At 66.8% G+C, this 9,552-nt stretch carries 11 protein-coding genes and 1 pseudogene; 2 read left to right on the top strand and 10 right to left on the bottom strand.

Annotation, left to right across the window (positions count from 1 at the left end; translation table 11 throughout):
- The 6 genes and pseudogenes from HOP12_03740 to HOP12_03715 all read right to left on the bottom strand — a co-directional run.
- On the bottom strand, positions 1-138 hold a 138-nt coding region (locus HOP12_03740; protein ID NOT33263.1), incomplete at its 3' end, for a hypothetical protein.
- On the bottom strand, positions 135-2,009 hold the full coding sequence (locus tag HOP12_03735; GenBank protein NOT33262.1) for a peptidase M4: 1,875 nt from the start codon (positions 2,007-2,009) through the stop codon (positions 135-137). The genes HOP12_03735 and HOP12_03740, both read right to left, overlap by 4 nt.
- A gap of 5 nt (positions 2,010-2,014) precedes the next feature.
- Positions 2,015-2,350 (bottom strand): hypothetical protein, encoded by a 336-nt coding sequence (locus HOP12_03730; protein NOT33261.1) that lies wholly within the window; start codon positions 2,348-2,350, stop codon positions 2,015-2,017.
- A gap of 1 nt (position 2,351) precedes the next feature.
- Positions 2,352-3,245 (bottom strand): zinc metalloprotease, encoded by an 894-nt coding sequence (locus HOP12_03725; protein ID NOT33260.1) that lies wholly within the window; start codon positions 3,243-3,245, stop codon positions 2,352-2,354.
- 185 nt (positions 3,246-3,430) lie between these two features.
- A complete protein-coding gene (locus HOP12_03720) occupies positions 3,431-4,063 on the bottom strand; it encodes a hypothetical protein (GenBank protein NOT33259.1) in 633 nt (210 codons plus the stop codon).
- Positions 4,053-4,556, bottom strand: a pseudogene (locus tag HOP12_03715) (RNA polymerase sigma factor). Before HOP12_03715 ends, HOP12_03720 begins: the two are co-directional and overlap by 11 nt.
- 181 nt (positions 4,557-4,737) lie before the next feature.
- On the opposite strand from HOP12_03715, the gene HOP12_03710 reads away from it, so the two are divergent.
- The gene (locus HOP12_03710; GenBank protein ID NOT33258.1) at positions 4,738-5,346 is read left to right on the top strand and encodes an SRPBCC family protein; all 609 of its coding nucleotides are present in this window, start codon (positions 4,738-4,740) and stop codon (positions 5,344-5,346) included.
- Positions 5,347-5,441: 95 nt separating this feature from the next.
- Here HOP12_03710 and HOP12_03705 read toward each other — a convergent pair whose 3' ends face one another.
- The 3 genes from HOP12_03705 to HOP12_03695 form a co-directional block, all read right to left on the bottom strand.
- A complete protein-coding gene (locus HOP12_03705; GenBank protein ID NOT33257.1) occupies positions 5,442-6,542 on the bottom strand; it encodes a hypothetical protein in 1,101 nt (366 codons plus the stop codon).
- A 415-nt stretch (positions 6,543-6,957) separates the two neighbouring features.
- Positions 6,958-8,052, bottom strand: coding sequence for a hypothetical protein (locus tag HOP12_03700; protein ID NOT33256.1), 1,095 nt, complete (start codon positions 8,050-8,052; stop codon positions 6,958-6,960).
- A complete protein-coding gene (locus HOP12_03695; GenBank protein ID NOT33255.1) occupies positions 8,036-8,359 on the bottom strand; it encodes a helix-turn-helix transcriptional regulator in 324 nt (107 codons plus the stop codon). Before HOP12_03695 ends, HOP12_03700 begins: the two co-directional genes overlap by 17 nt.
- A gap of 158 nt (positions 8,360-8,517) precedes the next feature.
- Between HOP12_03695 and HOP12_03690 the strand changes: the two genes are divergently transcribed.
- On the top strand, positions 8,518-9,006 hold the full coding sequence (locus HOP12_03690; protein ID NOT33254.1) for a cytochrome P460 family protein: 489 nt from the start codon (positions 8,518-8,520) through the stop codon (positions 9,004-9,006).
- Between the two features lie 42 nt (positions 9,007-9,048).
- Here HOP12_03690 and HOP12_03685 read toward each other — a convergent pair whose 3' ends face one another.
- Entirely contained in the window at positions 9,049-9,546 is a 498-nt protein-coding gene (locus HOP12_03685; protein NOT33253.1) for a nucleoside deaminase, read from the bottom strand.
- Between the last annotated feature and the right edge of the window lie 6 nt (positions 9,547-9,552).

The following is a 9,552-nucleotide window of genomic DNA, read 5'->3' as shown; positions in this document are numbered from 1 at the left end:
CCGCGTGGTCGCACGCCGCACACGCGCCAGCTCGCGCGTGCGCGCGGCCAGGATGCGCCGCGCGGCACTCAGCGCGCGCTTCACTTCGGGGCTCGGCGCTCCACGCCGTTTCGAGATCGGCTTTCGATTCCGCGTCATTTGGCCCTCGCGTGCAGGATCTTGAAGGTCGCCGGTCGCGTCACGTAAACGCCGCGCTTCTTCACCCAGAATCGCGACAGCGGGCCGCGCATCGCGGCGGCCTGTCGTTCGCGACGGTTCTCGCTCCCGAGCCGCTTGTAGATCACGTAGCGGATCTCGCCGCTCGGACCGATCACGATGGTGCAACCGCCGAAGAACTCGAACGGGCCCTGCCGGCCGATCGCGGTGCAGGTCTGGGTGACCTCCGCGATCAGGTCGAACAGCACGCCGCCTTCGGGCCCCACGCGGCGCGCGCATCGAATGGATTGCACGATGGGTGGAGCGGCATAGGTGATGCCTTTGGGCAGCGGCATGCCGCGCACGATCAGACGCAGTGCCTCGGCGTTCTTGCGCTCCGAGAGGAACGAGCCGAGTGCGCGCGCCTGACGCGCAAGTTCGACGGGACTCGCGGGACGCGCCGGATCACCACGAAACTTCAGTCGTTCGAACGCCAGTTCGGGAATGCGCAACGTGGTCTCGGGCGGCGACCAGGCGAGCGCGTCCTCGCTCATGAACGGCACGTGATCCGGAAAGATGCCGCGGCGCCGAAATGAGCGAATCAAGGCTTCGCGATAACCCCACGGATCGTTCGCCACCACGTCGCGATCCGCGGTCACGATCGCGCGCAGGTATTCGCCCAGTTCCATGTCGACCGGCGGGCAATAGTCCACTGCGCGAATACACACATTCAGGAACTGGCTGGCGAGCAGGCTCGCTTCGGCGGCGAGCACCTGGACGAGTTCGGTCGGCAGATCCGCGTGGCCGATGCCCTCGGACGGAATGCCGGCGAGCCGGAAGAAGCGATCGGTCTTGCGCCGGAACACGGTTGCGAATGCCTCGAACACCGCCACCACCAGCACCGCGCCGATGTCGTGCATCTCCATGTTCTTCCGATAGCGCGACAACTTGTCGTCGGGCACCAGCGCGTCCGAATCGAACGCCTCGATGCCGGCCACGTCGACGCCGGACCGCATGCTCAGTGGCCGATCGCTCGTCGAGGTGGCGTAACCGAACTCCTGCGCCAGATTCGAGAGCAGCGTGGCGTTCGCGAGATCGCCGCGGCCTTCGCGGATTCCCTGCGCCACCACCTCGGGGTAGCTGAAGTGCTGCAGGATCGCGACGATGTCCGCGAAGCCTTCGTGGAATCCGGGCACGTCCCCCTGCGTGGGCGCATAGAACTCGGCGCGCAGGCCATCGAGCAGCGCGTGCGTGGTCTCGTGCGCCACGATGTCGTGCGACAGTCCGCCGAAGATCAACCCGCCCGGTACGGTGTGGCCGCCGGGGCGCTTGGCGGCCTTGAAGTATCCGAACTCGAGGCCGATCTCTCGGCTGTAGTAGGCATTGTCTTCGTTGACCGCGAACGGCCGCACCCGCAGTTTCGATTGCCCGGATCCGCCCTCGACCGCCCACGCGACGTCGCGGCCGAGTGCGCGCTGGAACGCCGCGTAGGTCAGGCTGCAGACTGCGTAGGCCATCTGCAGATGGAAACGTGCATCGCCCGGCGACGGCGACACCCCACTCGACAGCAACAGCAGCGGATCGTCGAGGTCGAGCTTCGCGACCGTCAGGGGCGGCGGCGCGCCGGTCGCGTCGAACTCGAACAGCGCGCCCACCGGCCCGGGCGCGAGCGGCTGGTAGGGCACCTGCGCGGTCGCGATCCCGCCCAGCCGATGCGAGACCGAGGGGTCGAGCGTGAAGATGCGCAGCGGGCGGAATCTCGGGCCCGGCAGCGTTTCCGCCGCCCGCGTGCGCGCCTGCAATGCGACGCGATGGCTGATCTCGTAGACCAGGTTCCTGGCGTCGACCTTTCGCCTCGGTTTCCGTGCGGCCATGCGCTTCACGCTCCTTCGCGTTGGATCACGATGCGTCCACCCGACTTGCGGCGTACGCGCACTTCGCGCGCGCCCTTCGAGGCGCGTGCGAGCCTCACCACGATCTCGCCGGCCTCCTCGCGCCACGCGGCCCGCTGCGCGCGCGCGCGATCGTCTTCGCCCGCCACCGACATCGTGGCGGAACCGTCCGCTCGCAACTCCAACGACTCACGCGGGCGGCGCGAGAGCGGAAGCTCGGCATCGTCGCGCCGATAGACCTGCCCCTCGTCACCGTCCTCTTCGTAAGCGTGCAGCCAGCGCCCCACCAGGTCGTGCGGCGGCGGAGTCTTCGCAGACTTCAACTCACAGCCCCGAGCGCGGCCCGGCGAGCGTCGCACGCATGCGGGCGACCTGCTGGGCGGTGAACATGAACATCGCGGCATCATCGACATAGTCCATGTAGTTCATGAACATGTCGCCGTTCGGACCGTTGTTGCAGGTAATGGTCGGGAACGTGGGCTTGTTGAAGTTGGGCCCCGCGCTGTTCGGAGTGTCGGGCACCGCGTCGCTGCCGCTGCAATCGGGCGTGTCGCCCCAGATGTGGCGCAGGTTGAAGTAGTGGCCGACTTCGTGAGTGGCGGTGCGCCCCTTGTTGAATGGGCTCCGGGCGCTCCCGAGAGTGCCGAATGCCAGGTAGTGGATGACCACGCCATCGGTCGCACTCGGACCGCCGGGGAACTGCGCGTAGCCGAGCACCGAGTCGCGCAACGCGCACACCCAGAGGTTCAAGTGAGACTCGGGCCGGTAGGGCGGCATGCCGCCACTCGCTGCCTTCTTCACGCCGTTGTCCTGGTCGGTGAACGAGTCTTTACGTGTCAGCTTGCGAATCACCTTGACCAGCTTGAAGCGGACTCGCGTGTCGGTCACCAGCCCCTTCCACGGCGTCGGCACTTTGCTGCGATCCGGATTCCGCGCCGCGAAGTCGCGATTGAGCACCGTGATCTGGCTGCGGATCTGCGCCATCGACACGTTTTGCGCGTCGGTCTTGTAGACCACGTTCACCACCGTCTTCACGGTACGCACCCGCAGATCGGCGGCGCGCAAGCCGCTGGTACGCAGGCGCGCGGTGTCCTGCTCGAGCTGGAACTGACGGGCGCGAAACTGCGGATAGCGTTCGAGCAGGCTCATGTGCACCGCCATGGTGCCGCAACTGCGACGCGGCGGGAGCGCGGCCGTTCGACGCGAGCGTGTAGACATGTGCGACCTCCTGCGTCGCCGGGCTCTTCGAGTCGCGCGCAAATGCGGGCGCTCTCCGAACGCGATCGGTGCGACGCAGGGCCGAGGCTATGCCCGGTGTGAAAGCGCAGGCAAGACAATTGAGCGACCGGAAGATTGTTCCGGTCGCCCAGTGTTGAGCACCCGACTGCTTGTCGAATCGAGCGCTACGTCCCCTCGATCGCTCGCACTTCGGCGCTGCCGCCGTACTTGAGGTGCGGGCAGGTGCGCGCGATTTCGAGCGCTTCGTCCAGCGACGCGGCGTCCAGCACGAAGTAGCCGACCAGCGCACCGCGAATCGGATCCTGGACCGGCGCCTGCGTGACGAGCTGCCCGGCATCCATGCGACACCAGCGCCCGTCGTCTGCGAGTTTCTCGCCGGTGATTCGGCGACCGCTCTCGGCGATGCCGCGCGCCCAGCGGCTGTAGTCGCTCACGCGATCGGTCATTCCCGAACCCGCAGCCGGTGCCTGATAGTCCGACGACTCGAACAGCATCAATGCGAACTGAGTCTGCGTTGCGGGCGTGGTCACGAGGGACGGCTCCTTGGGTCGGGCGGCCGCGCCCGGCCGGCGGCCGACGCCGAGCCCGACTACGAACGCGAGTATGGCGGCGGCGGCCGCCCACGATGCGATGAGTGCGATGGGCTTCTTCATCTTCGTTCCTCCGATCAATCCGCGTTCCCGCGCCACCGCCACTGTGCGATCGCGCAGGGCGGCGGGTGGTGTCCAGTCACGCCCCCATGCTTCGAGCGCGCGGCGCTCGGCGGGGTCGAGTTCCGAGTTGGGTTCATCGTTCATGTTCGAGCACTCCCTTTCCCGCGAGCGCGGTTCGCAGCGCGCGTCGCGCGCGATGCAACTGACTCTTCGAGGTGCCGACCGCGATCCCGAAGTGCTGCGCGATCTGCTCGTGCGTGTAGCCCTCGACGTCGTGCAGCAGCAGCACTTCGCGGTACCCGTCCGGCAGCCGCGCCAGCGCGCGATCGAGAGCGGCGCGAAGGAACGCGTCGGGTTCGTGATCGACGCCGGGGCCGGCCTCGCGTGCGGTGCCAACCACCAGCTCGAGCTGCACCTCACGCCCGCTGCGTCGCTGCAGCTCACGCCACCGGTTGAGCGCGATGCCGCACAACCAGGTGCCGAGGCTCGCCTCGCCGCGAAAGTCCGCGAGCCCGGCGAGTGCCCGCACCCAGGTCTCCTGCGTCAGCTCGGCCGCCTGATCCGCGTGGCCGCCGGTCAGGCGGGCGGCGAAGCGATAGAGCGCCGCGGTGTGCGCGTCGTAGAGCGCGAGGAACGCGGCCTCGCTGCGGGTTTGGAGGAACGCGGCGACCCGCGCGCGAGGCCTCGAGAGGTGTGTGGTTCATTGGGAGTTAGTGCGGATTGCGGCCGTCAGGGTTGCATGGGGCTTGGCGTGCGCCCCTGATCCCCTTAACCTGCCGGCTTCGCAGTCCGTCACCCCTCGATCGAGGAGTCATCTCATGATCAAGAAGGTCGCTCTGACGCTGTTCGCACTGATCGCGCTCACCATCCTCGCGATCTTCGGAATCGCCTCGATGCGCCCGGACACCTTCCGAATCGAGCGCAAGATCGTGATGAAGGCGGCGCCCGCGACGATCTACCTGATTGCGAACGATTTCAACCACTGGACCAAGTGGTCGCCGTGGGAAGCCCTCGACCCCGACATGAAGAAGAATATCGAAGGACCGGGCGTCGGCGTGGGCGCGGTCTACACCTGGTCGGGCAACGACAAGGTCGGCGAGGGCAAGATGTCGATCCTCGAGAGCACGCCCGACTCACGCGTGGGCATGCAGCTCCAGTTCATCAAGCCGTTCCAGGCCACCAACAACGTGGAGATCCAGATCGCGCCGGTCGAGGGCGGCTCCGAGGTCACGTGGGCCATGAGTGGTACGAACAACATGATGGCCAAGGTGATGAGCCTGTTCATGAACATGGACCAGACGGTCGGCAAGGACTTCGAGACCGGCCTCGCCAACCTCAAGGTGCTGGCCGAGAGCCAGCCGCCGCCACCGCCGCCGGGCAATCCCGCCGAGTCGATGGGCGCGGGTGGCAAGATCGTCACCGACTAGCCGGATCCGAGTACCAATACGACGGCCCCGCTCCACCCGGAGCGGGGCCGTCTTGTTGAGCGTCGCGGCCGGCGGGGGCGCGGCCGCGCGCGGAGCTACGAGCCTTCGTTCGAGTCGTCGTCGACGTCACATTCCGACGGGTCCACGCGTCCCGGAGGCGCGCAGATCGGCCCGACACCGCGACCATGATTCATCGCGAGCGCGACCGCCCAGATGCTCTTGTAGGCGCGAATCGCTTCACGATCCTGCGACGAGCGACCGGTCAGCGCGACCAGACGCGCATCGGTCGAAGAGATCCACGCGCCGAGCGTGAACGAGCCGTTCGAGCCACCGACCTGCGTGTTCATGTCGAGACCCATGCTGTTGCCACCGGCCGAACGCAGGCCGCTCGCACGCGCACCGCAGTTGGCGAGCAGCGCCGCGAACTGCCGCATCGCACGCTTGCGCCAGTTACCGTCGGACGGGCGATTGAGCGCATTGTTGAAGCCCGCAACGTCGTCCGACCAGTTGAACACCGACGCGCGCTGATCGACCCAGCCGGCCAGTTCGCGGATCTGCGACGGGCTCAGGTCGCGGCCCTTGCCGGCACCCTGACGCTGCCAGAACTTGGCGTTGCGCGGGCAGTTCGACGAACTCTGGCAATTCTGACTCGCGACGTTCTGCGAGCACGTCATGGCACCGCAACCGCCCGCGGCATCGCTCACCGACAGCGAATAGAGACCGGGGTTCGAAACCGAAACGCAGCGACTCGAGGCCGAGAAGCCGCCGGGTCCGCTCCACGCCCAGCGCAGGTTGCCGTCCGGTCCGCACAGCTCGACCGACTGGCCCTGGCAAACCGAAGTCGGCCCGCTGATGACGCAGCTTCCGCCGCCACCGGCACCCGAGGTCAGGTTGTGCGTGCAGGGTCCGAAGAACACACCGAACTCGATATCCTGGATCCGCATCGAGTAGACGCCCGGATCGCTCACATTGATGCATCGCGAGGTGGCCGTGAAGCCGTTGGGCCCGGTCCACTCGTAGAGATAGAGACCCTCGGGGCCGCACAACTGCACGGAACCACCGCAGGTCGAGGTCGGGCCGCTGATCATGCACTCGTTCTGCGCCGCAGCACGATCGGCGGAGAGGCTACAGAGTGCGAGTGCGAGGCCGAGGCCGAAAGCCACCGGCGAGCGTCGAAACACGATCGGAAGTCGCATGAGATCCTCCAGTCAGTCGCGCATGCGCGTCGCTCGAGCCGTTTCGGGCGCTCTCCGCCACACACGATGTCGGGCCACCGCGATTCGCGCCGCGCGAGCGACACTGGCCGCGGGTAGACGGCCCACCCTGGTACTGGAAGATCTGGGCCATTCGCGGCCGCCGGACCTTCGTGCAGGACCCGTTGAGATCTGCACGGCGCTGCAACGAGGCCGGGCGCTCGAAGCGCCGCGGCGAGCAGCGGCTTAGCACGCTGCGCGGGAATACCCACGCGCCGAGGGCTGCAGAATGCCGCGCGCGCGAAAAGGCGAGCTCGAGCGCACCACTGCGATGCGCACGCCAGTCGAGCCGGATTTCGCGCGGTCTGGGCGCGCACGAACTCGGCAACCGACGGCGTCGGGGCTGCGCCCGTCCGCCCTACGGCTGCAGCGGACGCGCGAAGTTCGCGTCCCATTCGGAGAGCGCGAGCTTGGGGATCAGCAGCTTGTCCACCATTCCGTTGAACGCGAATGGCGTCAGGTTCACGCCCGGCGGAACCTGGCTCGTATCAATGTCGGTGAAGGTGAGCTGAAACCAGTAGCGCGCCTGCACCTCGTCCAGAATCTGCGCGTGCCGTCGGATGTAGGCGGCCTGGATCGCAGCCGAACTGGGCGCCAGCGTCGGTCCGGCCGAGGCCCAGCCACCCTCGATCACGAACATCGGCTTGGCGAGCCCCTCTCTCAGCCGCGAGTAGTAGTTGAGCGGCAGGCTGTCGGGGTGCTCCCAGCTGAAGTAGGGGTACGACGAGAGTCCGATCCACTGCGCGAACGGGAAGTGCACCAGATCGGAGGAGATGCCCTCGTAGGTTCCGGGTCCGCCGAGCCGTCCCCACGCGGTCTCGACCTGAACGCTTGCTGACAGGATCACGTTCGAATTTCGGGCGCGCACGTCGCCGGCCGCATCGTTCGCGTAGGTGACGAGCGCGTTGTAGAGCGCGGTGGGCGCCAGCAGCCGCACCAGGTTGGTCTCCGACGCCAGCACCAGCACGTCGGGCTGCAGGATCGAGTCACACAGCACGGCATAGCGCCGCATCAGCTGCTGGATCGCGGGCTCGGTCAGGCTGCGGCCGGCGGCAACTAGCGCCGGATCATCGGCGGCGCGATTGAGCCCGTCGGTCGCATCGAGGCTCAACACGAATTTCAGACCCAGCGAGCGATAGTAGTTCGCAATGTTTCCGATCTCTCGCAGGATGATCGGCTCGAGCGGCACGCCCGCGAACATCGAGTCCCACGGGGCGCCGACGTGGTGAATCGCGGCATCCGCGCGCGGCACCCACATCTGAAGCGCCTGCACCGCGAGTGCCGTATCGGGAGCGGGCGGAATGCCCATGAAGCCCATGCGATAGGTGCGAGCCGGCAGACCGCGCCGCGGCGAATCCTTCTTCGAGTCACAGCTCCCGAGTGCCGCGACGAGCGCCAGCGCCACGAGAATCTGAACCGCACGGCGGGACCGTCCGCTAGGCGTTGCTCGCATCCTTCACCTCCCACTCGCCCGCGAACGCTTCGACTCGGGACACGAGTCTGCACAGCTGGCGACCTTTCGGTGTCAGCCGGTACTCCACGTGCAGTGGCCTCTCGGCAATCAGTCTCCTCACCACGAGGCCGAATCGTTCGAGCTTTTGAAGTCGCTGCTGCATCACCTTGCTCGTCAGCCCGGGCAGCGCGCGCCGAATCTGACCAGGACGCGCAACTCCCTCCCGCAGTGACGCGAGCACCGCCAGTGTCCACTTGCACCCGAGCACGTCCTCGAAGAGCCGTCCTGCTTCGCGCTGGATCGCCACGACGACTTCCCTCTGATCGGGTACCTGCGCACCGAAAGGTGCCTACTGGACGGCATGCCTGATCCCGCTAAAGATGGGTGCAGGCTCTTCAAAGGAGGCAGATCGTGTCAAGCAATCATCGCGTACAGGCAAGCAGAAGCAGCGCATGGTGGACCGTTCTGGGGCTGTCAATCCTCACTGCGACCGTGGCTGGATCACCCTTGCTCTCGAGCGCGGCCAACGAGTCGCACCGGCCGGTTTCCTACCCGCAGGGCTATCGAAGCTGGAATCACATGAAGACGCTGGCAATCGTCGCTGAGTCACACCCGTTGTTCGACTCGTTCGGTGGCATCCATCACGTGTACGTGAATCGCACTGGAATGGCGGCCGCTCACACGGGCAAGCCCTATCCTGACGGCAGCGTGATCGTGTTCGATCTGCTCGCCGCCGACTCGAAGGATGGCGCAGTCTCCGAAGGGTCGCGCAAATTCATTGGCGTCATGCGCAAGGATCGAAAAGCCTACGCCGCGACGGGAGGCTGGGGGTTCGAAGGGTTCAAGGGTGATTCGCCCACCGATCGCATGGTCACCGACGCCGCCAAGCAGTGCTTCGGTTGCCATCAATCACGTGCGACGAATGACTTCGTGTTCTCCGAGTACCGACCCTAGTCGACGCACCGTGTGCTTCGATCCATGCCGCCCGCAGCGAGCTCAGTTACCTGGATCGCGAGGCGCGCGTTCGGCGCGCGCCTCGCGCCGCCTCTTCTCGAAGAAGCTCCGCAACAGACTGCCACAATCCTCGGCCAGTACGCCCGCGGTGATTTCGACCCGGTGGTTGAGCCGCGGCTCTCCGATCACGTCCAGCACCGAGCCGCACGCGCCAGCCTTGGGATCGCTCGCGCCGTACACCAGTCGCCCCAGGCGCGCGAGCACGATCGCGCCCGCGCACATCGAGCACGGTTCGAGCGTCACGTAGAGCGTGCACTCGTTGAGCCGCCACGAGCCGAGTGCTGCCGAGGCCGCGCCGATCGCGATCATCTCGGCGTGCGCGGTCGCGTCCTTCAGGGTCTCGACCTGATTGAAGCCACGACCGATGATCGCACCCGCGTGTACGATCACACAACCGACCGGCACTTCCGCGGCTGAGAGCGAGCGTTCGGCTTCGCGAAGTGCTGCGTGCACGCCCTGCGCGTCGTCGGCGATCAGCATCGGCGG

Source organism: Candidatus Eisenbacteria bacterium (assembly GCA_013140805.1).
In the GTDB taxonomy this organism is placed as follows: Bacteria; Eisenbacteria; RBG-16-71-46; order RBG-16-71-46; family RBG-16-71-46; genus JABFRW01.
This window is presented reverse-complemented; position numbering and strand designations above follow the sequence as displayed.